The organism is Streptomyces sp. NPDC005485, assembly GCF_040606085.1.
Lineage (GTDB): Bacteria > Actinomycetota > Actinomycetes > Streptomycetales > Streptomycetaceae > Streptomyces.
In genome coordinates, this window is the sequence record NZ_JBEXDZ010000118.1 from 1 (window position 1) to 22,029 (window position 22,029).

Consider the following 22,029-nt stretch of genomic DNA (forward strand, 5'->3'; position numbering starts at 1 on the left):
AGATCGCCGAGCTGTCGGACGAGATCGATGTCCAGCGTGCGGAGCGGGAGCTCGAGCGCGCGAAGGCGGAGGGCGATGCCGCCGGTGGCGAGCCACACGTCGCGCGGCCCCGAGGCGACCAGGCACTGCCCGCTCGCCGCGAAGCCCGCCTCGCCGTCCTGCGCCGCGGGCATCCCGGCACTGGGCAGCACCGTCCAGGAGCGGCCGCCGTCGCTGGTCGACAGGATGCGGAACTTTCCGTCCACCGGGTCGCTCATCGCCAGGCCGTGGCGGCGGTCGAAGAAGGTGAGGCAGTCGTAGAAGGCCTTCTCGTCGGTGTTGCGGAAGGACTCGGTCCAGGTCGCGCCGCCGTCGTCGGTGCGGAAGACCCGCGAGGCCGCGCCCTCGCCGATGGACAGGGCCACGGCGCGCCGCGCGTCGAACGCCTCGATGTCGCGGAACTCCAGGTCCGCGGCGCCGGGTGGCGAGACGTTTCGCCAGTGCGCGCCGCCGTCGGTGGTGCGCAGCACGGTGCCCTTGGAGCCGGCCACCCAGGCGGTGTCCCGGGCGACCGCCGAGAGCCCGCGGAACCGTACGTCGGTGCCGCTGTCCTTGAGTTCCCAGTGCGGCACCCGCTTCACCGTCTGGCTCGCCTGCGCACTGCCCGCTTCATGTGCCTGTGCGGGCGCGGCCAGTACGGCGGCCAGCGCGACCGCGCATGCCCCCACCGTCGTCGTCCGACTCGTACGTCTCATGCGTCGCGTCTTCCCCATGCCCCTCATGGCGGGCGAAGCTAGTCCACGGACCCGATGTCGTCCAGATGCCCTTGGCGGGAACCCCGGAGCCCCCGTCCGGTGTCCTCTCCGATGTCCGTGGGAGCGCGGACGAGAGGTGGATCACCTCAGTGAATGGATTCGGTGACAGAGGTCACTCGGGTCCCTGGTGCACGCATTGGCCGAATCCATCGTCTCTCCAAGTGCCCGTCCTCGTCCGCCCGGAGTACTTCCAGCCGTCACACAAGGGAGCAAGGCGTTGTCCACCGTCATCGAGCAGCCCGTAGAGGCCCGCCTCGTCGCCGCCGCGCCGCGGATGCCGAGCATTCCCGCAACGCTCCACTACGACCGGCGCGACCCCTTCGCCATCCGTATGACCTTCCCCGCCCCGGCCACGCTGGAAGGCGTCGAGGTGTGCTGGACGTTCGCGCGTGAGCTGCTCGTGTGCGGAATGGAGGACCAGGCGGGATACGGCGACGTACGCGTGCGGCCCTACGGCTACGACCGCACCGTCCTGGAGTTCCACGCGCCCGAGGGGACCGCTGTCGTGCACGTCCGCTCCGGCGAACTGCGCGGCTTCCTCGAGCGCACGACGGAGCTGGTTCCCCTCGGGCTGGAGCACCTCCATGTCGACCTCGACCACGACCTCGCGGAACTGATGCGGGACGCGTGCTGAGCGGTGCCGACGTTGGCTTGATTGCGCCTACGGCGGGCTCAGGTCACCCGGACGGGAAACGGGGTCCGTTGGCGAGCGCTAACGACCGCCTCCCAGCAGCCCGTTGAGCTCGGCGTAGTCGAGGCCTCCGGCCAGCGGCCCGTACGTCCCCTCGCCCAGCAGCTCCCGCGCGGCGCGGTGGACCACGGCGTGCGCGGCCTGCGCGAGTCCGGCACCCGCGCTGATCCGGGCGACTCCGAGGGCGGCGAGCTCGGCGACGGACGGCGCACCGGGGCCCACCATCACGTTCAGCGGGCCCTCGACGCCCTCGACGAGGGACTTCACCACCTCCGGGTCGACGGCCCCGGGGACGAAGATCCCGTCGGCACCGGCGGCGAGGAAGGCGGCGGCCCGCTCCAGGGTCTCCTCGACTTTTCCGGCACCCCTCAGATACGTGTCGATGCGGGCGTTGACGAACAAGGGCACTCCGGCCGCGTCGGCCGCGGCACGGGCCGCGGCGATCCGTTCGGCCTGCTCGGCGACCGGGCGAAGCGGCGCCTCTGCGCCGTAGAGGGCGTCCTCGATGTTCACGCCCACCGCGCCGGCCGCGAGGACGGCGCGGATCGTGTCCCCCACACCCTCGGCGTCGGCGGCGTAGCCGCTCTCGACATCCGCGCTGACGGGCACGCGGACGGCTGCGGCGATCCGCTCGACGGCACCGAGCGCGCTGTCCCGGTCGAGCCGGTCCATGTCCGCCGCGCCCAGGTCCCAGGCGAGGCCCGCGCTGGTGGTCGCCACCGCGGCGGCGCCCGCCTCCTCGATGATCCGGGCACTGGCGGTGTCCCAGGCGTTCGGGAGGACGAGCGGACGGCCCGGGACGTGCAGCGCGCGGAAGGCCACGGCGGATTCGTGCAGCGGGTGCGGGGTCGGGTTCGCGTTCTCATTCGCCTGCAGGTTCGTCATGGGCCCGAGCCAACCAGGGGGCACGCTCGGTGGCTGGCGAGAATCCGACATGTATGTGAACCCCCGAGCGCTCGGCGCTCTCGGCGCGCTCCGGCACTTAATGCGTTGACAGCGTCCCGGGCTGTTCCTACCTTGGTTGACGGTCCTGTTGCCGTCGATTGGAGAAGGACGTTGCTCGTCTGAGGTCTTGAGACACCGCGTCACACAACGCAGCCCCTTCATGGGCGCCCGTGTGCGCAGCGTGCGACCTCGGCATTCGAGCCGTCCTCCGGAACAGGGCCTTTCTGCTGCCCGCCGGTACTGGACCGTCGTCGCCCCGCGGTGTCCCGAACGCGTTGCCCCCGACCCCACCCAGCAACCGCGAGGCACTCATGTCAACCTTCCCCCTCTCCATCGCCTGCACGTCCCTGTCCTTCGCCTGGCCGGACGGAACGGTCGTCTTCGACGATCTCCAGGTCGCCTTCGGCCCCGGCAGGACCGGGCTCGTCGGCGTCAACGGATCAGGGAAATCAACCCTGTTGAAGTTGATCGCCGGGGAACTCACCCCGGCGGACGGCGCGATCCGTGTCGCGGGCGAGGTCGGCTACCTGCCGCAGAACGTCACGCTGGACACCGGCCTGCGCGTCGACGAGGCGCTCGGCATCGCCGCCGTCCGCGCCGCGCTGCACGCCATCGAGGCGGGTGACGTCGCCGAGGAGCACTTCGAGGCCGTCGGCGACGACTGGGACGTAGAGGAGCGCGCGCTCGCGACGCTCGGTGAACTCGGCCTCGGTCACATCGAGTTGGACCGCACCATCGGCGAGGTATCCGGTGGCGAGTCGGTACTGCTGCGGCTGGCCGCGCTGCTGCTGCGCCGGCCCGACGTCCTGCTCCTCGACGAGCCGACCAACAACCTGGACCTGTACGCGCGGCGACGGCTGTACGCCGCCGTCCAGGCCTGGTCCGGGGTCATGGTCGTGGTCAGCCACGACCGCGAACTCCTCGACCTGGTCGACCAGATCGCCGATCTGCGCTCCGGAGAGATCACCTGGTACGGCGGCACCTTCTCCGCGTACGAGGAGGCACTCGCCACCGAGCAGGAGGCGGCGGAGCGCATGGTGCGCGTCGCCGAGTCCGACCTGAAGAAGCAGAAGCGCGAACTGTCGGAGGCACACATGAAGTTGGCCCGCCGCAAGCGGTACGGCCAGAAGATGTGGGACCAGAAGCGCGAACCGAAGGTCGTGATGGCCGCGCGCAAACGTGCCGCCCAGGAGTCCGCGGGCAAACACCGCATCATGCACGAGGAGAAGCTCGCCGAGGCCAAGGAGCGGCTCGACGAGGCGGTGGACGCCGTACGGGACGACGACGAGGTCCGTATCGAGCTGCCGTACACGGCCGTACCGGCCGGCCGCACCGTACTCACGCTCCAGCAACTGGAGTTGCTGTACGGAGCGCGCGTGAACGGGATGTTCGAGCTGCGCGGGCCGGAGCGGATCGCGCTGATCGGACGCAACGGCGCGGGCAAGACCACGCTGCTGCGCACCGTCGCGGGCGAACTGGCGGCGATCTCCGGCGAGGCGCAGGCCCATGTGCCGCTGCGCTTTCTGCCGCAGCGGCTCGATGTCCTCGACGACGAGCTGACCGTCGCGGAGAACGTCGCCCGCTTCGCGCCGGGTGCCACCAACAACCGGATCCGGGCGCGGCTGGCCCGCTTCCTGTTCCGCGGGGCGCGCGCCGACCAGCAGGCGGCGACGCTCTCCGGAGGCGAGCGTTTCCGGGCGGCCCTGGCCGCGCTGATGCTCGCCGAGCCCGCACCGCAGCTGCTGATGCTCGACGAGCCGACGAACAACCTCGACATGGCGAGCGTCCGGCAGCTCACCACGGCTCTGGAGTCGTACGAGGGCGCCCTGATCGTCGCCGGCCACGACGTGCCGTTCCTGAAGTCGATCGGAATCACGCGGTGGCTGCTGCTGGAAGGAGGAGAACTGAAAGAAATCGCTCCGGAAGCTGTCGGGTATCCCGCTTAGCGGCCGGTACCGCGAGCGCCTACCGTCGGGTACGGAGGCTGGCCCACGTCGGTCCCGGGGGCTTTTGTCGGCGCGCACCATCGCTGCATGATGTGCGCCGACACCCCCTGCCGTTTTGGAGACCTGCCCGTGCCCAGCCAGAAAGCCCTGATACGCCGCCCCGGTCCACGCCTCGCCGAGGGGCTGGTGACGCACATCGAGCGCGAGAAGGTGGACGTCGACCTGGCGGTCGAGCAGTGGGAGGCGTACGCGCAGGCGCTGCGTGCGCACGGCTGGGACACCGTCGAGGTGGAGCCCGCCGACGACTGCCCGGACGCCGTGTTCGTCGAGGACGCCGTCGTCGTGTACCGCAACGTCGCCCTGATCTCGCGCCCGGGCGCCGAGTCCCGGCGCGGCGAGACCGCCGGGGTCGAGGAGGCCGTGGCCCGCCTCGGCTGCTCGGTGAACTGGGTCTGGGAGCCGGGCACCCTTGACGGCGGCGACGTCCTGAAGGTCGGCGACACCGTGTACGTGGGCCGCGGCGGGCGCACCAACGCGGCCGGGCTCCAACAGCTCAGGGCGGCCTTCGAACCGCTCGGGGCGCGGGTCGTTGCCGTACCCGTCAGCAAAGTGCTGCACCTGAAGTCGGCGGTCACGGCGCTGCCCGACGGCACCGTGATCGGGCACGAACCGCTCGTGGACACGCCTTCGCTGTTCCCGCACTTCCTGCCGGTGCCGGAGGAGTCCGGGGCGCATGTGGTGCTGCTCGGCGGCGGAAAGCTGCTGATGGCGGCGAGCGCGCCGAAGACGGCCGAGCTGTTCGCGGATCTCGGCCACGAACCCGTTCTCGTGGACATCAGCGAGTTCGAGAAGCTCGAAGGCTGTGTGACATGTCTCTCTGTCCGCCTGAGAGAGCTGTACGGGTGAACGGATGATCGATATGCCCCATTCGACCCCCCGACCTGCGGGTCCACCGAATACCCGGTTCCCGGCAGGCACCCCTACTGATCAGCAGTGTTTACACCGCCCTTAACCTACGGATACGTAACCTACGGATACGTAGCCTACGATGCCGTAAGTTGCGAATCCCGCTCAGTGTTCCCGTTCGGCAATCACGTCCCTCTGGAGTACCCGTGACGATCACCTCCCCGCACCTCGGTAGCCCGTCCACCGCCTGGACCGACGCTCGGCTGCTGTACGCCTTGGAGGAAGTGGTCGAGACGGAGCTCAACCGCCACCTGAAGGTGGCCAAGGACTGGATGCCGCACGAGTACGTGCCGTGGAGCGACGCCCGCAACTTCCCGGGCATCTTCGAGGACGGCGAGGCCTGGGGCAAGGAGCAGTCCAAGGTCACCGAGCTCGGCCGGATCGCGCTGGTGGTCAACCTCCTCACCGAGGACAACCTGCCGAGCTACCACCACGAGATCGCCTCGCTCTTCGGCCGCGACGGCGCCTGGGGCACCTGGGTGCACCGCTGGACCGCGGAGGAGGGCCGGCACGGCATCGTGATGCGCGACTACCTGCTCGCCTCGCGCGCCGTGGACCCGGACCAGCTCGAGGCGTTCCGTATGCAGCACATGAGCGAGGGCTTCGAGTCGGACAACCGCCACTCGATGCTGCACTCCGTCGCGTACGTCGCCTTCCAGGAGCTCGCGACCCGCGTCTCGCACCGCAACACCGGCCACCAGTCGGGCGACCCGGTCTGCGACCGCATGCTGGCGCGCATCGCGACCGACGAGAACCTGCACATGGTCTTCTACCGCAACCTCCTCAAGGCCGCGTTCGAGCTGGCCCCCGACCTCACCATGCAGGCCGTGCGCGACGTCGTCGTGAACTTCCGGATGCCCGGCCACGGCATGCCCGGTTTCGAGCGCGCCGCCGCGCAGATGGCCATCGGCGAGGTCTACAACATGCGCATCCACCACGACGACGTGCTGCAGCCGGTGCTGCGCCACCTCAAGGTGCTGGAGATCGACGGCCTCGGCCCCGAGGGCCTGCACGCGCAGGAGGAGCTCGGTCTCTTCATGGGCGGCCTGGACGCCGAGGCCCTCAAGTTCGACGAGAAGCTCGCGGCCCGCAAGGCGCGGATGGCCGCGCGCGCCGCCGGCTGACCCTCTTCCTTCCCGGCCACCCCACGTCAGGGCCCGTCACGGGCCCTGACCGGGTCACCTCACTCGTACGCCGTCACCTGGTCCAGCGCCGCGTCCCGCACGTCGGCCACCGGGTGGCGGCGCAGTGCTCTCAGCCGCTCCCGCCAGGGCGCGGTCCAGCCCGTGCGGCCGCCGATCGCCTCGGTGACGGCCGCGGCGAGCATCCCCTCGCCGTACCCGCCGTGCTCCGTGAGCCGCCCCACCGCGTCGAGCAGCGCCTCGGAGTCACCCTCCTGCGGCTGCCGCCGCAACCTCTCCCCCAGCTCACGGGCCGTCCGGGCGGCGAGCGCCGGGCGGCCGTCGGTGAGGGCGGACAGCCGGTCGAGCCGCAGCGGCTCCTCGTCCAGGTCCAGATGGAACGCCATGATCGCGGCGGCCTGCGGTACGAAGGCGTCGTAGCCGGCGAGCAGCTCGGCGGCGGCCAGCGCCGCGGACCGGACGGTTCCAGGAGCCGTCCTGGCCCGCTGGGCGAGGATCCCGACGAGATGGTCGACGCGCTGCCGGGCCGGACGGTCGCGATGCTCGCCGGCATCGGCGTGCGCGTCGGCGTGCGCCGCCGGGGCCGTGTCCGCCTCGGCCAACGTCCTCAGGGCCCACTCAAGGGCCGCCACCCCCCGAGGTGCACCGGCGGCCGCGGTCACCAGACCGTCCGCGGCCGCGCGCCATGCCGTACGTTCGTCCAGATCGGTGGTGGCCTCGGCGAGGACCGTCGCGGCTTGCGGGGACCACAGGGCCCAGCGGGCCAGGGCGGCGAAAGCGGGCGCGGCCGTCTCCGGGTCGTCGGTGCGGGACACCTCGCGCACCAGGCGGGCGTAGCGCTCGCGATGGGGCTCGGGCAGGTCGAAGGGGGTGACGCGCAGGATCGCGGCCCGCAGCACCGGCTCGGCGCCCGCCGCGTCGTGCAGCAGGTTCCACACGGATTCCTCGGCGAGCAGGCTGCCCGCGAAGGCCACGACGGCGGCGCGGACGTCGCGGTGGGTGCCCGGCGCCGCGTAGGCCTCGGTCAGCAGCGCCGCCGCCTGCGGTACCGGAAGCCGCACCGCGGCCAGCCGGGCTGCCTCCTTGCGGCTGGTCACCTTACTGTTCGACGCGAACAGCACCGCGCGCAGCTGCTCGGCGAGGCGGGACGGTGCGGCATACCGCGACGCCTGCGTGGCCGCGTACACCGCGACCCGTGCGCGCTCGCCGCCCGCGTGGGCCAGCAGTTCGGGCAGCGCCTCTGCGGGCCGGTCGGTACGGGCGAGCGCGGCCAGGGCCGCCTCGGCGAGCACCACGTCCGGGGAATCCGTCCAGCGCCGTACGAGATCGGCGCCGCCGCCCGGGATGCGCGCACCCTGCGCGACGGCCTCGGCCCGCTGGTACGCCGGCAGTCCGGTGTCCTCGGCCTCCGTGGTCAACTGCCGTGCCACCGCGAGCTGTTGGCGTGGTACCCAACGCCTGATGTCACGGTCCACCGGCACGGTCCAAGGGGTGCCCTTGGTCAGAAAGCGCCCGTACGGAGGGGCCTCGGCGAGCAGCGGGTCGAGCAGATCGGTACGGCGCCGCGTGACGATCTCGCGGACGGACCACAGTGCGCTCGCGGAGGGTTCCAGTGCGAGGATGCGGGCCACCCGCTCGTCCCGCGTCGCGGGCGCCTCCAGCCACGGTTCGACCGCGCTGCGCACGGTCCCGTCACTGCCGTAACGGATGGCCTGCCACAGCAGTTCCTGCAGCTCGGGCATGCCGGCGGCGCGGCGCCCCACCGCGCGGGCGAGCGCGAAGGCGAGACTGTAGTCGGACTTCTCGGCGCCGGCCTCGATCCAGGGGCGCAGGGCCTCGTACACCTGGTGTTCCTGGCCGCGGCGCAGTTTCGCGTCGAGTCGGCCGAGGTCGGCGCCGCCGGTGTTGCCGGAGATCCGGACCAGGGTGCGCAGGGCCCAGTTCACCAACTCCCGCCGCCCGTCGGCCGCGTGCTCGCGCAGCACGCCGACGGCGAGTCGGCTCAGGTGCCGGCGGGTGTCGGGCGAGGAGTCGCGGGCCTCGACGGCGTCCACGGCGATCCGGTCGAGGTGCGGCTCGACGTCCTCGTTGAACAACGCCGCCCGGACGCCGGCCAGCGCGCCGAGCGCGGCCGAGCGCACCGGGTCCTGCTCGTTGCGCAGCCGCCCCATTTCCTCCAGTACGAAGGCGACGGCCGCCGGGTCGCCGGAGCGGGCGGCGTTGCGGATGAGCAAGGGCCAGGCATCCGCGCGGTCTTCGGCGGCCGGACGGCGGGTGGCCTCGATGAGCCGCTCGCGCACTTCGGCGACGGGCAGGAAGGACTCGGCGAGCAGCAGAGTCTTCCATGTGGCGCCGCGTTCGCGCGCGACGGCGCCCATCCGCCGGGCCTCCTCGGCGACAGCACTGCGAGGCAGTACTCCGAGGATGACCGTGTCGAGGACGACGTGTCCGCCTCCGCGGCCTTCCTGCGTGGCCCGGTAGAAGGCGTGGCGCCGCGCGGGAGGCAGGGCCTTCACGAGCGGATCGAGGCCGCCCCAGTCGGCCAGGACGCCGGCGTACGCGGCGAGTTCGGGTGCACCGGAACGGGCCAGCCTGTGCAGCACGGCGCGGCTCAGGGCCCTTCTGCGGCGCGCGGCGATTCCGGCGAGCGTGAGCAGCAGCCTCAGCAGCCCGCTCGGGTCGGCCTTCGCGAACTCCCCCAGCGAGTCGTGCAGTTGGTACGGCAACGTGGGAGGCCCGAAGCGCTCCAGCAGGTCGAGTACGCGCAGGGGCTCCGCTCGGGCGGTGGCGGCCACGCCCGGCGTGTACCGGGCCCACCAGGTGGCGCGCAACGCCTCGGGCAGCGCCGTCAACTCCCGCTCCGCGACGTCGAGAAGGGGGCCAGGGTGCCGCTTGGCGAGCGCCTTCCAGCCGGTGACGGCATGGAAGAGGTCGGGAAGCAGCCGGGCGACCGTCTCCGGAGTGCATCCGGGCACCAGCCGCGCCGCCTCCGCGTCACCCCAGTCGTGCCGCACCGCGTCCACCAGCCGCTCGGCGAGCGCAATGCGCCGGCCGGCGACGATCGCACGCAGCAGCTCTCTGCGGATCACCTCCGGGGCGTCGTCGAGCGCCGACTCGTAGGCGGAGTCAGCCACATGGAGGCTCTCGGCGACCCGCTGGGCGTGTCCGCGCACGAACGCGTCCGGATCGGCGAGGCGGTCCGCGATCCACTCGACGTCCTGGCCCACGGAAGCGGCCACGACAGCGATCCCGCGTTCGTAAGGGCCGCGCGTTTCGAGCTCCTCCAGCACCGGTCGCAGCGCGGCCGTCTCCTTGACCCGCCGGGCGAGCTCGCGCATGCGCTGGGGGTACGCGAGCGGGTCGAGGGCGTGCAGCAGCCCTTCGACGTGCTGCTCGGCATGCTGGTGCTCGGAAGTGCGGGTCATACAGGGATTCTGTCTGCTGGATGCCGTACGGCGTACTGATTTCCCGGCGGCCGCCGGGGCGCCCCCAGCAGTTCGCGGGCGGGGAGGGGGCGGAGCGGCTGGATTCGAACCAGCGTGTTCCGGTTTTGGAGACCAGCGCGCCTGCCTCTGCGCTACGGCCCCGCCCTTGCGGCCGAGCGTAATGCCTCAGCCAGGCGGATGGGTCCCACCGCACGCGTCCCCGTCGGGCGGCTCGGCGGGGGCGGTCCGGTGGACGCTGCGTACGGCGGCGACGTCCGCCGGAACGAGCGGCGCGGGAACGTGCGCGCTGCAGGCATCCAGGCGCCGCTTGATGCTCGCCGCGATGCCCTGTCCGAGCACGAACCGCGTGGCCGTGACCGCGCGCGGTGCCGTGTCGAGGAGCCGGTGCGCCTCGCGGCTGCGCATGCCCGTGTGGCTGAGGACGAGGTGGGTGAGGCGGTGTTCACCATCGGCGAGCACATAGGCCATCGCCTCGACGGCGGCGAGGTCGACGCGGTTGTCGTCCGCCCCGAGCACGGCGGCGGCCCGCACCCGGCCGAGGTCGAGCAACGCGACCCCTGCCGCGGTCGCAGCGGTTCACCAACCGGGCGGCGCTCTCGGGCCCGATGCCGTTACTGGCGACCGAGAGCCGAGACAGCCGTCCGTACGGCGCACGGTCCAGGGCGGCGGCGAGGTGCTGCGTACCGGCGTCACCCAACCGGGCGGCGGACACGTACAGTTCGTCGATCGCGCCGGCGGCGATCAGGGCGGCCAACGCGGCCGCGCCCTGCACACCCAGCGGGTTGCCGCCGATGAACAGCCGCTCGATGCGGCGACCGTTGTCCGCCGCAGCGAGCAGCGCGTCAACGAGGACGACCGTGCCCGCCGCGTCGAGCCCGGTCTGCACGAGGTCGAGCGTGCGCAACGCGCGTGCCGCCTCGATGAGTTCGGCCGCCGCCCGTCCTCCCCCGCTGCCCAGCGGATTGCGCTTGAGCCAGACGCCGGTGACGACGCTCGGCGAGGCTCGCAGGTTGTCGGCGATCCGGCAGGCACCACCAGCCGTGATGCCGTTGCACCCGAGGTAGAGCGTCTCGGCGGCCGTGCCGCCCGCCACCGCCGCAGCACCCTCGTCGCCGAGCCCATCGGTGCCGAGCAGCAAGTGCCGTACGGGAGACGCACTTTGCGACATCGCCTCGGCCACGAGTACCGCGCCCCGGACACCCAGGCTCTGCTTGCACAGGTCGAGGCGGCCGTCGGGCAGCGCGGTGCCGGCCGTGAAGTCGAGCCGCTCCCCCGCCGGGCGGCCGTCGCGCAACCAGTCGAGCAGCGGCGTCAGTTCGGCCACCGGACGCGGCACGACGGAAGGCACTCCGGCAAAGACTCGCACCGATGCCTCCTCGCGCCCCCTCACCACGCAGCCTCCCGGTAGTCCTTGAGGAACACCCCGGACACGGGCGCGCCCGCCTCCCCGCGCACGATCGGGTCGTACACGCGCGCCGCCCCGTCGACGATGTCCAGCGGCGTCCGGAACCCGGCGTCCGCCATCCGCGCCTTCTTCGGGGCAGGGTTCTCGTCGGTGATCCAGCCGGTGTCCACGGCGCACATGTGCACGCCCTGCTCGGCCAGTTCGGCGGAACTCGTGCGGGTGAGCATGTTGAGGGCGGCCTTGGCCATATTGGTGTGCGGGTGCCCCGCCATCTTGTTGCGTACGGCGAAACGGCCCTCGACCGCCGTCACGTTGACCACATAGCGGCGCGGATGCGGCGACGCCAGCAGCAGCGGCAGCAGCCGGTCGCAGAGCAGTGTCGGGGCCAGGGCGTTGACGAGCTGGGTCTCCAGGACCTCGGCCGGGTCGAGTTGGCCCAGTCTCGCCGACCAGGAGTTGTCCGGCGACGGATCGGGCAGCAGCCCCGCCTCGTCGGCCTCCCGCAAGGCCAGGGGGAGCGCCGCCGAACGGGTCCCCAACGCCCGCAGGGGCGTGAACCCAGGAGCCTCCCGGGCCCCTTCGGGCAGTCCGGGCAACTCCCCGGCAGCCAGCAGGGCGTACGACTCGACGGGCCTGCGCACCGTCTGCGCCGCGTTGTTCACGAGAATGTCGAGCGGCTCCCCTTCATGCCTCAACTGCTCGCACAGCCCGAGGACTTGGCGCGGATCACGCAGATCGACGGCGAGTACGGTCAACCGGTCGCGCCACTTCTCGCTGCCCGGCTCGGCCCAGAACCGTCGCACGGTGTCGTGCGGGAACCGGCTGGTGACGAGGAGTTCGGCGCCGTCCCTCAGCATCATCAGAGCCAGCTGGAAACCGATCTTGACCCTGCCGCCGGTCAGCAGGGCGCGGCGGCCGCTCAGATCGGTGCGGAGCGCCCGCCGGGCCGCGTTCTCGGCGGCGCACTCGGGGCACAGCCGGTGGTAGAAGGGGTCGACCTGTCGGTAAGGCGTCTTGCAGACGTAGCAGGCACGTGGTTTCCGGAAGACGCCGCCGGGGCCGGGGCGTGAACCGGGGCTGGGGCGTGAACCAAGGCTGGGATCGAGACCAGGGCCAAGATCGGGGGCGAGGCCGGAACCGGGGTCGATGCCCGAGCCGGGGTCGGACCCGGCGCCGAGGCCCGCGCCGGCGGCGAGACCGTCGATGGCGTCGGCGTCGGGGCCGCGACCAGTGGTCGTGAGCGGTGCGTCCTCGCGCCGGTCGAGCGCCCCGGTCGCGGTCGCGGCCATCACGGCCGCGTCGGCGGCGGACACTTCCGCTCCGCGCGCCTTGCGCCGACGCAGCCTGCCGTCGCGCGCGAAGGACACGGCGACCTGCTCGGCCCGCAGCCGTACCGGGTCGTCGACGGGCAACGCCCGCAGCCTGCCGACCGTACGGTGGAAGGCCACCAGCTCCTCCTCGGTGATCGCGTCACCATCGCCCATGTCCCACCCCTGTGTGCTTCGCGGTGGATCAGGCCGGATTCGAACCGACGTAGCCTTCATGCGGTGAAGGAGCGCCTGCCTCTGCGCGACTGACCCGTAGGACACGGTCCGGACGACCGGATTCGAACCGGCGTGACCGCCTTGAGAGGGCGGCGAGTCTGCCTCTGCTCTACGTCCGGATGTGCCGGCAGGATCTTAGCCACACGCCTATTTGGACGCCCACCGATTTACCGGCCACGCTGGCACGGCAGGCACGGCAGGCACGGCAGGCACGGCAGGCACGGCAGACCAGTGAAGCGGCGGCCGCCTGCTCAGTCCTGCGTGCGCCGCAGGCTCAGCCGTTCCTTTTCGGAGAGGCCACCCCAGACTCCGAAGCGCTCGTCGTTGTTGAGGGCGTACTCCAGGCACGCCGAACGCATCTGGCACATACCGCAGATGCGCTTCGCCTCGCGTACGGAGCTGCCCGGCTCGGGGAAGAAGAACTCGGCCCCCGTCTGTGCGCACAGCGCCTGCTCGTGCCAGGCGACGTCCGGCGGGGTGATCGTTTCGATGTGCATGGGCGAGATCGTGCCGTGCGACGAAAAACGTTCGATCAACGCCGGATCAACGCCGTGCACCCAAGCCTCACGCCGCCCCTCGATGGTTGCCCGCCGCGCACCGGAGCGCACGGCGGCGCGCGCGGCGCGCGAGGACTTGGTGGATCCGACTGGTCACGTGAGGTGACGGCGTCCGTCGCTGCGGCGGGCGGCCGCGCTGCGGCAGCGATTGTCAGTGGGCGGTGCAAGACTCGGCAGAGCAGGCAACGGGACCCCTCAAAGGAGGGCAATGATGCTCACCACCCGTTTTGTCACCGGCGCCCCCAACTGGATCGATGTCGGCACGTCCGACATCGACGGCGCCATCTCCTTCTACGGCGGCCTCTTCGGCTGGCAGTTCCAGTCGGCGGGACCGGACGCCGGCGGCTACGGCTTCTTCCAGCTCGCCGGAAAGACCGCGGCGGGCGGCATGCAGACCACGCCGGAACAGGGCCCGCCGTCCTGGACCGTGTACTTCCAGACCCCCGACGCGGACGCCACGGCGAAGGCGGCCGAGCAGGCCAGGGGCTCCGTTCTCATGCAGCCCATGGACGTGATGGGCCAGGGGCACATGGCGATTCTCGCGGACAGGGCGGGCGCGCACTTCGGTCTCTGGCAGCCCGGCCGGACCAAGGGGATCGAGGTGGCGGGTGATCCGGGCTCGCTGTGCTGGGTCGAGCTGTACACACCGGACATCGCCTCGGCTGCCGCGTTCTACGACTCCACGTTCGGCTGGGGCACCTCGGCCGCACCCTTCCCGGGTGGCACCTACACCTGTGTGAACCCGGCGGGGGCCGAGGAGGAGGACATGTTCGGCGGCTTCGTCCCGCTCGCCGACGACCCGGCCGAGGCGGACTCCGGTGCGTACTGGCTGCCGTACTTCGAGGTCGAGGACACGGACGCCGCGGTCGCCAAGGCCCAGGAGTCGGGCGGCGCGGTCCTCGTGCCCGCCACGGACATGGAGGGCGTCGGCCGTATGGCGAGGCTCGCCGACCCGTACGGGGCCAGGTTCGCCGTGATCAAGAGCGCGTCACAGCAGGGCTGAGCCGGACATCGGCCGGGCCCCGCCGCGTCGGGGTCCGGCCGTTGCGCTGTTCCGGGGCGGGGCCTATCCGCTGTTCCAGGGCCGGGCCGTGCCGCTGTCCCCGGGTCGGGGGCCGGTCAGCCGTCCCAAGGTTCGGCCGGTCCGCCGTTTCAGGATCCGGCCGGTCCACCGTTTCAGGATCCGGCCGGTCCACCGTTTCAGGATCCGGCCGGTCCACCGTTTCAGGATCCGGCCGGTCCACCGCCCCCTCCGACTCGCTTCCTCAACACCCCATCCAGCCTTCACCTTCTGAACGCGAGGAGTTTTCGAGAGCGCTCTCAGTCATAACCCTTGACGGTTCAACTCCCCCTGGGAACAGTGGTGGACCGCAGGGACCGGCCTTCCCCACAGGGCCATGGTTCTCCCCTGCCTCCCCCCACATCCAGGAGGTCTGCCGTGATATCACGCCGCCTGTTCCTGACCGGAGCCGCCGCAGCCACGACCGCTGCCACCTACCCCGTATGGGGCAGCGCTCTCAGCCCCAGCGCCAAGGCCGCACCCGCGACCTGCCAACTCGCCCTGCGCAACGCCTCGTTGCCGGGCACCGTCCGGGCGTACGTCACCGGGCACGAGCAGGCCACCGGCAACTGGATCCTGCTGCGGTCCGACGGCAGCGTCTACCGGCCGAGCTCGCCGTCGGCGCCACAGACACCGCTGCCCGTCGACTGTTCCATCCCGCTCGGCGCCGCAGGCTCGGCACCCAAGGTCCTGACACTCCCTCAGATGTACGGCGCCCGGATCTACTTCGTGCGCGACAACACCCTCTCGTTCTTCCTCAACCCCGGCCCCGCCCTGGTGGAGCCGGCCTTCGCCACGGCCGCCGACGCCAACTACGGCAGGACGTGGTCGTTCTGCGAGTTCACGTTCAACAGCGATCAGTTGTACGCGAACATCAGCTACGTCGACCTGGTGACCGCCCTGCCGATCGGTCTGACCCTGGAGGGCGACGCCACGCACACCGTCGCCCCGCTGCCCAACGGCGCCCTGGACAAGATCGCCTCGGGCCTCACGGCGCAGGCCGCCAAGGACGGCCAGCCGTGGGACAAGCTCGTCATCCGGGGCTCCGACGGCAAGGTGCTGCGCGTCATCTCCCCGCAGAACCTGATGGCCCCCTACTTCGACCGGCCCGAGCAGATGCCCTTCCGGTCCGTCTGGGACAGCTACATCGACCAGGTGTGGGCGAAGTACCGGAGCACCGACCTGCGGATCGACCTCCAGGGCGGCCGTGGCGTGTTCACCGGCCGGGTCAGCGGCGACACACTCACCTTCACCGGCGGGCACACGTTCACCAAGCCGACCTCGAAGGACATCTTCACCTGCAACCACGGCCCGTTCGCCAACAACCCCGGCGACCCCGACGACAAGAAGGGCCTGCTCGCCCGGCTCGCCGCCGGCTTCAACCGCTCGATCATGCTCACCCACCCCTCCCAGCCGAACGGCACGAGCACCGCCGACTACTACCAGGGCACCACCACCAACCACTGGGCCCGAGTCGTCCACGCCAACTCGCCCATCGGGTACGCCTTCCCGTACGACGACGTACGCCCCGACGGTCAGCCGGACGTGTCGGGCGCGGCCCACGACGGCAACCCGCGACGGTTCACGGTGACCGTCGGGGCGTGAGCGCCGGCTGAGCCTCCGGACGCCCGATCCCGGGCGCCCGGGATGCCACAGCTGACACCTGCTGCCCGGCGCCTGGCGGCCGAGCACGGCATCCGACCCGCCCCGATCGGCGATAGCATCAGCGGCAGTACCGGGGACAAGCCCCCACTACTGTCGAGGGGTGAGCACATGACGGCTGGCGCGAACGGGCCGGAGCCGGTACGGCGGCGCGACGCACAGCGCAACCGTGACCTGCTCGTCGCGGCGGCCCGTGCCGTCTTCGCCGAGCAGGGGCTCGATGCGCCGCTCGACGTGATCGCCCGGCGGGCCGGGGTGGGAAACGCCACGCTGTACCGGAACTTTCCCACCCGTGCCGCGCTCGTGGACGAGGTCTTCCAAGACGCACTGACCGGGACCATGGCCGCCGGGGAGCAGGCCCGGACCGTCGAGGACGGCTGGACGGGTCTGCTGGGTTACCTGGAAGCCGTCTTCGCCGGGCTGGCCGCGGACCGTGGCACGAACGACCTGATGACCACGCATCTGGAGGGGGTCGCGTCGCTGGAGGCCGTGCACGCCCACAACCGGGAGACCGTGGACGTACTGCTGCGCCGCGGACGCGGCCAGGGCACCGTGCGCGCCGACATCACCACCGAGGACCTGCTTCTCGCGCTGGCCGCGCTCGGCCGCACCGTCCCGGCGCTCACCGTCGCGGACCCCGACGCGTGGCGCCGCCCGCTCGCCCTCTTCCTCGACGGACTGCGCCCCTCCCCTGCCATGTCGAAGCTGCCGCAACCCCCGCTCACCGCAGCCCAACTAAGCACAGTTCTGACCGAGTTGGGCCCGCACCAGGACTGACGGGAGCGCGTCGACACGATCCGGACGAAGGCGCCCGGGAAGACGGCTAGGCGGAGGCCCGTCGTACGAGTGTGGTCGGCAGCACCACACTGGAGGGCAGGCCCGCCTGCGCCGCCCCGCGGTCGAGGCCACGCAGCAGCAGACGGGCCATCAACTTGCCCATTTCCTCTATGTCCTGACGGACCGTCGTGAGCGGTGGGTCGGTCTGCTCGGCGACCGGCAGCACGTCGTCGAAGCCGATCACGGCGACGTCGTCGGGCACGCGCCGCCCCTGGTCGCGAAGGACGCGCAGGGCGCCGGAGGCCGTCAGATCGTTCGCGGCGAAGACGGCGTCCACGTCCGGGCAGTTTTCGAGCAGCTCCCGCATCGCCCGCTCGCCGCCCGTGGGCGTGAAGTCGCCCTGAACGACGAGCCGCGGGTCGGCGTCGACCATGACGTCCCGGAACCCGTCGAGCCGGTCGACCGCCGAGGTCTGGTCGAGGGGGCCGGTGATGTGGGCGATGCGCGTCCGGCCGAGTTCGACGAGATGGCGTACGGCGTCGCGGGCGCCGCCACGGTTGTCGCTGTCCACGTAGACCGCGCCGCGCATGCCTTCGCCCCAGCCCGGCCGCCCGCCGAACACGGTGGGCACACCGGCGCCGTGGATCAGGCCCGGCAGCGGGTCGTCGAGGTGGAGCGAGAAGACGAGCGCTCCGTCCACGTGTCCGCCGGCGAGATAGCGGCCCACGCGTGCGTAGTCGTCGCGCCCCTCCGTGAGCAGCAGCACCAGCTGTGAGTCGTGAGCGGTCAACTCCTTGCTGATTCCCCGGAGTTGGAGTGCGAAGAAGGGGTCGGCGAAGACCCGGGGCTCCGGTTCGGCGATCACCACGGCCACGGCGTCGTGGCGCCGGGTGACCAGGCTGCGCGCGGCCTGGTTGGGCACGTATCCGAGTTCTTCGACGGCTCTTCTGACGCGCTCCACGAGGGGCTCGCGCACCCCGTCGCCCCCGTTGACGACCCGCGACACGGTGGCCCGGGAGACCCCGGCCCGCGCGGCCACCGCCTCCAGCGTGGGGCGCGGCTCTGTCGTCGACTCGGTCACCTCGGGGCTCCTCAGCGGGTGGCGGTTGTGGATCAGGATAGCCGCCGTCCTGCGTGCGGTGAGAGCGCTCCCGGCGCGAAGCCCGCCTCGCCGAAATCGTGTTGCGCGGACCGTGCGGCACCTCGTGCCCGGCACGGTCACGCCTGGCCCCGGCCGAGCCCGGGACTCCTACTGGTCCGTGTGCCTGGCCCGGCTCGGCTGCACCCGCTTCGGCTCGCCCGGCATCTTCGGGTACTCGGGCGGGTACGGCAGGTCGCCCAGGCCGTGGTCGTGCTCGTCCCGGCTGGCGAGTTCGAGCAGCGCCTCCAGGGAGAAGGCATGGTCGTCCATGTCGGCGTGCACGTCGCCGAGTTCGGCAAAGCGCGCGGGCATGGTCGCCAGGTCGAAGTCCCGGGGCCTGGCGTCCTCCACCTCGTCCCAGCTCAGCGGGGCGGAGACGGGGGCGTGCGGCCGGGGGCGCACGGAGTAGGCGGAGGCGATGGTGCGGTCGCGCGCGGTCTGGTTGTAGTCGACGAAGATCTTCTCGCCGCGTTCCTCCTTCCACCAGTGCGTCGTCACCTGGTCGGGCATCCGGCGCTCCAGTTCGCGCCCGACGGCGATCGCGGCCCGGCGTACCTGGGTGAAGGTCCAGCGCGGCTCGATCGGCACGAAGACGTGCAGGCCACGGCCGCCGGACGTCTTGGGCCAGCCGCGCAGACCGCCGTACTCGTGGAGGACTTCGCGCAGTTCATGGGCGGCGCGGACGGCGTCGGTGTAGTCCGTGCCGGGCTGCGGATCGAGGTCGATACGGAGTTCGTCGGGGCTGTCGACGTCGTCGCGGCGTACCGGCCACGGGTGGAAGGTGAGTGTGCCGAACTGGGCGGCCCACAGGACGGCGGCGGGCTCGGTCGGGCACATCTCGTCGGCGCTGCGGCCGCTGGGGAAGGTGATGTGGGCGGTCGGGATCCAGTCGGGCATGTTCTTCGGCGCCCGCTTCTGGAAGAAGGACTCGCCGGCCACGCCGTCCGGGTAGCGCTCCAGGGTGGTGGGGCGGTTGCGCAGCGCGCGCAGGATGCCGTCGCCGACCGCCAGGTAGTACTGGGCGAGGTCCAGCTTCGTGAAGCCGCGCTCCGGGAAGAAGATCTTGTCCGGACTGGACAGCCGTATCGTCCTGCCGGCCGTCTCCAGTTCCACCGCATCGCCCATGCGAGCCACGGTAGGCGTATCGCTTATACATCGCATACCGGGCGAAATTCTGCGAACCGCAGCAGAATCGGACCATGGATCTGCCGGTGATGCCGCCCGTGAAGCCGATGCTCGCCAAGTCCGTGGCGAAGATCCCGCCGGACATGCAGTACGAGGCGAAGTGGGACGGGTTCCGGGCGATCGTGTTCCGCGACGGGGACGAGGTCGAGCTCGGCAGCCGTACCGGCAAGACGCTGACCAGGTATTTTCCTGAGCTCGTGGCCGCACTGAAGGAGCGGCTGCCGGGGCGCTGCGTGATGGACGGGGAGATCGTGATCGCCCGGGAGGGCCGGCTCGACTTCGACGCGCTCACCGAGCGCATCCACCCGGCGGACTCCCGGGTGCGGATGCTGGCCGAGAGGAACCCGACCTCGTTCGTGGCCTTCGACCTGCTGGCGCTGGCCGACGAGTCCCTGCTCGACGTCCCGCTGGGCGACCGGCGCGCCCTGCTGGTGATGGCTCTGTCGGGGGTGACGGCACCAGTCCACCTGGCGCCCGCGACGACGGACCGCGAGGTGGCCGAGCGGTGGTTCGAGCAGTACGAGGGGGCGGGCCTCGACGGGGTCGTCGCCAAGCCGCTGACCCTGCGCTACCGCCAGGACGAACGTGCCATGTTCAAGATCAAGCACGAGCGCACGGCGGACGTCGTCGTCGCCGGATACCGCCTCCACAAGAGCGGGCCCGTCGTCGGCTCCCTGCTGCTCGGTCTGTACGACGCCGACGGCACCCTTCAGCACGTGGGGGTGAGCGCCGCGTTCCCGATGAAGCGGCGCGCGGAGCTGGTGGAGGAGCTGGAGCCGCTGCGGCTGGAGGATGTCGGGCGGCATCCGTGGGCCGCCTGGTCGGATGAGGCCGCGCACGAGACGGCGCGGCTGCCGGGGGCGCCCAGCCGGTGGTCCACCAAGAAGGACTTCTCCTGGGTGCCGCTGCGGCCCGAGCTGGCGGCCGAGGTGGCGTACGACCACATGGAGAACGGCGTCCGCTTCCGCCACACGGCCCGCTTCCGCCGCTGGCGCCCCGACCGTACGGCCGAGAGCTGCACCTACAGCCAGCTCGAGGAGCCGGTCGGTTACGACCTCGCGGAGGTCTTCGGCCCGCAGGACTGATCGCCTCCGCCCCGCTCCCACCCCTGCCGCATGGTCGCGCTGAGCCGATCGGCCTACCCACCGCGCACAATCAGAACCGATCGGGTATGGCCATCAAAGAGCGTATAAGCGCACAATGAACGACACAGGACAGGGTGGCAGGGTGGCCATGAGACAGGTGGCGCGGGTGCGGCGTAGTGCGATGACGGCAGCGCTGCTGACCGCGGCGGTGGTGGGCTCGTTGAGCACGGGCTGCACCGTGCGTGGTGGCGGAGTCGACGACGGGCGCGGCCGGGGACAGGGCCAGGGGGAGAGCGAGGGTACGGGGCAGGACAACAGGACGGCGCCGAGCGGCGGTTCGGTCCTCGCGGTGAAGATCGACAACGTGAGTGCGGCCCGCCCCCAGACGGGTCTGGACGCGGCCGACATCGTGTACGCGGAGCAGGTCGAGGGCGGTCTGAGCCGGCTGATGGCGGTGTACGCGACCCAGCTGCCGAAGTCCGTCGGGCCGGTGCGCAGTGCCCGCGAGTCCGATCTGGAGCTGCTGCGCCAGTTCGACGACCCGACGCTGGCGTTCTCCGGGGCGCAGCACAAGCTCCTGCCACTGATCGACAAGGCGCCGCTGCACGCGCGGCCGGCGGACAGCGGGACCGACGGCTTCTACCGGGGCGCGGACAAGCCCGCTCCGCACAATCTCTATCTCCACCCCCAGCAGCTGGTGGGGACCGCGGCAGGCTCCGGGGCCCTGACGACGGGCTTCCACTACGGTGCGGCGCCCGCGGGCGGCAGCCCGGAGAGCGAGCGCACGGTCCGCTTCCCCTCGGCCCGCTTCACCTTCACCTGGTCCACGAGCCGGTCGCGCTGGCTGGTGTCGATGGACGGGACGCCGACGGTCCTGACGTCGGGGAAGCGGGTGGCTCCCGCGACCGTGGTGGTGCAGCACGTGAAGGTGCGCGCGTCGAAGTTCCACGACTACCTGGGCAACAACACGCCGTACACGGAGACCGTGGGTGCGGGGAAGGCCGAGGTGCTGCGCGACGGACAGGTTTTCGACGTCGGCTGGAAGCGCGCGACGGCCACGGGCGGCACCGAGTTCACGACGGCGGACGGAGCGCCGATGAACTTCGCGAAGGGCCAGGTGTGGGTGATCTTCGCGAAGGCGTGAGCCAGGAGAAGGCGGGAAGCGGCACGCGAGGTCAGCGCTGGGTGACGAGGGGATCCGCGGGAGCGGGGTTGCGGAGCCCCTCGGCGGCGTCGGAGACGCGCTGGATGAGATCGAAGAAGACGCCCTGCTCCTCCGCGGAGAGCGGGGCCAGGAAGACCTGGTTCATCCGGGCCGTCCGCACGGTGAGCTTGCGGTGCGTACGCGTTCCCTCGTCCGTCAGGCGGAGCAGGAAGCGGCGGCCGTCCTGCGGGTCGCGCACCTTGTCGAGCAGCCCGCGACGGCCGAGCCTGCTGATCACCTCGGCGATGGTCGACCGGTCCAGGCCCACGCGCTCCCCCACGGTCCGCTGGTCGAGGCCCGGCTCCGCGACGAGCGCGTTCAGGACCGCGAACTGCGGTGACGTGATCTCCTCCGACACCATCGCGTTCCAGAGCAGGTAGTGCGCCTGCTGCAGCCGCCGGGCCAGGTGCCCGGGGTGCGTGGACAGGTCCACCGCGGCCATGTGCGCTCCTCAGCTCCGGGTACGCGCCGCACCTCGC

18 protein-coding genes, 3 tRNA genes and 1 pseudogene are annotated in these 22,029 nt (G+C 71.6%); 9 read left to right on the forward strand and 13 right to left on the reverse strand.

Annotated elements, in window-relative coordinates:
• Positions 1–734: pseudogene (locus ABZS97_RS31310) on the reverse strand (oxidoreductase); the annotation flags it as partial.
• Positions 735–1,011: 277 nt separating this feature from the next.
• Here ABZS97_RS31310 and ABZS97_RS31315 point away from each other — a divergent pair.
• A complete protein-coding gene (locus ABZS97_RS31315) occupies positions 1,012–1,428 on the forward strand; it encodes an SsgA family sporulation/cell division regulator (protein ID WP_356143103.1) in 417 nt (138 codons plus the stop codon).
• Between the two features lie 78 nt (positions 1,429–1,506).
• On the opposite strand, the gene ABZS97_RS31320 is transcribed toward ABZS97_RS31315, so the two are convergent.
• The gene (locus ABZS97_RS31320) at positions 1,507–2,370 is read right to left on the reverse strand and encodes an isocitrate lyase/phosphoenolpyruvate mutase family protein (protein ID WP_356143105.1); all 864 of its coding nucleotides are present in this window, start codon (positions 2,368–2,370) and stop codon (positions 1,507–1,509) included.
• Between the two features lie 371 nt (positions 2,371–2,741).
• Here ABZS97_RS31320 and ABZS97_RS31325 point away from each other — a divergent pair, with 371 nt between their 5' ends.
• The 3 genes from ABZS97_RS31325 (at position 2,742) to ABZS97_RS31335 (ending at position 6,466) form a co-directional block, all read left to right on the forward strand.
• Positions 2,742–4,376 carry an ABC-F family ATP-binding cassette domain-containing protein gene (locus ABZS97_RS31325; RefSeq protein WP_356143107.1) on the forward strand — a complete coding sequence of 545 codons (1,635 nt, stop codon included), beginning with the start codon at positions 2,742–2,744 and terminating at the stop codon, positions 4,374–4,376.
• Positions 4,377–4,505: 129 nt separating this feature from the next.
• Entirely contained in the window at positions 4,506–5,282 is a 777-nt protein-coding gene (gene ddaH / locus ABZS97_RS31330; RefSeq protein ID WP_356143109.1) for a dimethylargininase, read from the forward strand.
• Positions 5,283–5,488: 206 nt separating this feature from the next.
• Positions 5,489–6,466 (forward strand): acyl-ACP desaturase, encoded by a 978-nt coding sequence (locus ABZS97_RS31335; RefSeq protein ID WP_356143111.1) that lies wholly within the window; start codon positions 5,489–5,491, stop codon positions 6,464–6,466.
• Positions 6,467–6,525: 59 nt separating this feature from the next.
• Here the strand turns inward: ABZS97_RS31335 and ABZS97_RS31340 are convergent, their stop codons facing one another.
• The 8 genes from ABZS97_RS31340 to ABZS97_RS31375 form a co-directional block, all read right to left on the reverse strand.
• The gene (locus tag ABZS97_RS31340) at positions 6,526–9,909 is read right to left on the reverse strand and encodes a hypothetical protein (protein ID WP_356143113.1); all 3,384 of its coding nucleotides are present in this window, start codon (positions 9,907–9,909) and stop codon (positions 6,526–6,528) included.
• 88 nt (positions 9,910–9,997) lie between these two features.
• Positions 9,998–10,073 (reverse strand) — tRNA-Trp (locus ABZS97_RS31345).
• A 22-nt stretch (positions 10,074–10,095) separates the two neighbouring features.
• Positions 10,096–10,446 (reverse strand): hypothetical protein, encoded by a 351-nt coding sequence (locus ABZS97_RS31350; protein ID WP_356143115.1) that lies wholly within the window; start codon positions 10,444–10,446, stop codon positions 10,096–10,098.
• On the reverse strand, positions 10,373–11,296 hold the full coding sequence (locus tag ABZS97_RS31355) for a gala protein (protein ID WP_356143117.1): 924 nt from the start codon (positions 11,294–11,296) through the stop codon (positions 10,373–10,375). The genes ABZS97_RS31350 and ABZS97_RS31355 overlap by 74 nt, the downstream gene beginning before the upstream one ends.
• A 20-nt stretch (positions 11,297–11,316) precedes the next feature.
• Positions 11,317–12,819, reverse strand: a complete 1,503-nt coding sequence (locus ABZS97_RS31360) for an SDR family oxidoreductase (RefSeq protein ID WP_356143119.1) — start codon at positions 12,817–12,819, stop codon at positions 11,317–11,319.
• A gap of 24 nt (positions 12,820–12,843) precedes the next feature.
• Positions 12,844–12,915: transfer RNA gene (locus tag ABZS97_RS31365), tRNA-Ala, on the reverse strand.
• 11 nt (positions 12,916–12,926) lie between these two features.
• Positions 12,927–12,998, reverse strand: a tRNA-Glu gene (locus tag ABZS97_RS31370).
• 132 nt (positions 12,999–13,130) lie between these two features.
• Positions 13,131–13,376 (reverse strand): WhiB family transcriptional regulator, encoded by a 246-nt coding sequence (locus tag ABZS97_RS31375; protein ID WP_356143121.1) that lies wholly within the window; start codon positions 13,374–13,376, stop codon positions 13,131–13,133.
• 271 nt (positions 13,377–13,647) lie between these two features.
• On the opposite strand from ABZS97_RS31375, the gene ABZS97_RS31380 reads away from it, so the two are divergent.
• From ABZS97_RS31380 to ABZS97_RS31390, 3 genes are all read left to right on the forward strand, one after another.
• Positions 13,648–14,439, forward strand: a complete 792-nt coding sequence (locus ABZS97_RS31380; RefSeq protein ID WP_356143123.1) for a VOC family protein — start codon at positions 13,648–13,650, stop codon at positions 14,437–14,439.
• A 435-nt stretch (positions 14,440–14,874) separates the two neighbouring features.
• Positions 14,875–16,101: a glycoside hydrolase family 64 protein gene (locus tag ABZS97_RS31385; RefSeq protein ID WP_356143125.1), complete on the forward strand. Its 1,227-nt coding sequence runs from the start codon at positions 14,875–14,877 to the stop codon at positions 16,099–16,101.
• Between the two features lie 168 nt (positions 16,102–16,269).
• Positions 16,270–16,935: a helix-turn-helix domain-containing protein gene (locus tag ABZS97_RS31390; protein ID WP_356143127.1), complete on the forward strand. Its 666-nt coding sequence runs from the start codon at positions 16,270–16,272 to the stop codon at positions 16,933–16,935.
• 46 nt (positions 16,936–16,981) lie between these two features.
• On the opposite strand, the gene ABZS97_RS31395 is transcribed toward ABZS97_RS31390, so the two are convergent.
• Together ABZS97_RS31395 and ligD are read right to left on the reverse strand one after the other, a co-directional pair.
• Positions 16,982–18,016, reverse strand: coding sequence for a LacI family DNA-binding transcriptional regulator (locus tag ABZS97_RS31395; protein ID WP_356143129.1), 1,035 nt, complete (start codon positions 18,014–18,016; stop codon positions 16,982–16,984).
• A gap of 168 nt (positions 18,017–18,184) precedes the next feature.
• On the reverse strand, positions 18,185–19,201 hold the full coding sequence (gene ligD / locus ABZS97_RS31400; protein WP_356143131.1) for a non-homologous end-joining DNA ligase: 1,017 nt from the start codon (positions 19,199–19,201) through the stop codon (positions 18,185–18,187).
• Positions 19,202–19,275: 74 nt separating this feature from the next.
• Between ligD and ABZS97_RS31405 the strand changes: the two genes are divergently transcribed.
• Together ABZS97_RS31405 and ABZS97_RS31410 are read left to right on the forward strand one after the other, a co-directional pair.
• Positions 19,276–20,346, forward strand: a complete 1,071-nt coding sequence (locus ABZS97_RS31405; RefSeq protein ID WP_356143133.1) for an ATP-dependent DNA ligase — start codon at positions 19,276–19,278, stop codon at positions 20,344–20,346.
• Between the two features lie 148 nt (positions 20,347–20,494).
• A complete protein-coding gene (locus tag ABZS97_RS31410) occupies positions 20,495–21,490 on the forward strand; it encodes a DUF3048 domain-containing protein (protein ID WP_356143135.1) in 996 nt (331 codons plus the stop codon).
• Positions 21,491–21,521: 31 nt separating this feature from the next.
• Here ABZS97_RS31410 and ABZS97_RS31415 read toward each other — a convergent pair whose 3' ends face one another.
• Positions 21,522–21,992 (reverse strand): MarR family transcriptional regulator, encoded by a 471-nt coding sequence (locus ABZS97_RS31415; RefSeq protein WP_356143137.1) that lies wholly within the window; start codon positions 21,990–21,992, stop codon positions 21,522–21,524.
• Between the last annotated feature and the right edge of the window lie 37 nt (positions 21,993–22,029).